Source organism: Marinobacter sp. G11 (assembly GCF_021282325.1).
GTDB classification, from domain to species: Bacteria; Pseudomonadota; Gammaproteobacteria; order Pseudomonadales; family Oleiphilaceae; genus Marinobacter; species Marinobacter vinifirmus.
This window is the reverse complement of record NZ_JAJSPB010000104.1, coordinates 1-1115: the sequence shown is the minus strand read 5'-3', so window position 1 is coordinate 1115 and position 1115 is coordinate 1. Positions and strand designations below refer to the sequence as shown.

General features: G+C 55.1%; 1 protein-coding gene. It reads right to left on the bottom strand.

Features of this window, described 5'->3' with window-relative positions; all coding sequences use genetic code 11:
• A protein-coding gene (locus tag LWH94_RS19205; RefSeq protein WP_232903310.1) for an IS3 family transposase occupies positions 1–1048 on the bottom strand; the annotation gives its coding sequence in 2 pieces (ribosomal slippage) (positions 1–793 and positions 793–1048; 1049 coding nt annotated over the 2 pieces). This gene is flagged as partial in the annotation.
• Between the last annotated feature and the right edge of the window lie 67 nt (positions 1049–1115).

The following is a 1115-nucleotide window of genomic DNA, read 5'->3' as shown; positions in this document are numbered from 1 at the left end:
TCTCTTTTTGCCTCAGGCAGATTTCGATAACCCAGGGCCGGTATCCACTCAGATTTCAGACTTCGGAACAGTCGCTCCATCGGTGCGTTGTCCCAGCAGTTGCCACGCCGGCTCATGCTTTGTGTCATTCGATAGCGCCAGAGCCTCTGACGGAACTTGCGACTGGCGTACTGACTGCCCTGATCCGAGTGGAACATGACTTTCTCTGGCTGACCACGCTGTTCCCAGGCGTGATCCAGAGCTTTTACAACCAGGTCCGCATCCGGACTGGATGACATTGCCCAGCCAACAACTCGCCGGGCATATAGGTCCAGCACCACAGCCAGATAGCTCCATCGCTGGCCGCTCCAGATGTAGGTGATGTCACCACACCAGACTTGGTTAGGCCGTTCTACTGCAAACTCCCGGTCCAGATGGTTCGGGATATCTGGTCGTTCAACGGTAGCCTGCTTGTAGGCATGAGGGCCTGGCTGCTTACAGATCAGCCCCAACTCGCTCATCAGTCGTCGAACTTTAAAGCGACCAACGACAACGCCTTCCTCGCGGAGCAAGCCTATGATTGTACGACTGCCGGCAGAGCTGCGGCTCTTGGTAAACAGGCGGTTTACCTGAGCCCTCAGGGCCAGGCGCTCCACATCTACACGGTTCCGCCGTTGGCGGTACTCGTAATAGCTGGAACGACTGATATCAAACGCTTCACAGACCAGTTCAATTGACTCCTGCTCCCCCAACCGGTCTATCAGCGCGTACGATTCATCTCGTCCGACATCAAGAGAGCTGTAGCCTTTTTTAATATTTCTTTCTCTCGCTCCAGGCGATTGCAGCGGGCTTCCAGCTCCTGAATACGTCGCTGCTCCGGGGTTAACGCCTTGCCTTTCGGAGTGACGCCCTTACGCTCGTCCGTCAGTTGTTGAACCCAACGCCGAACAGCGCTTTCACCAACTCCCAGAGACACGCTGGCCTGCGGAATCGTGTAACCTTGATCCAGCACCAAGCTGGCTGCTTCCTGTTTGAACTCAGGAGAAAAAGAACGTCGCTTTCTGGTCATCAGACACCTCGTTTATGGTGGCGATCTTACCACCTACGTTGGTGTCCGGAATCATTGAACCACTACA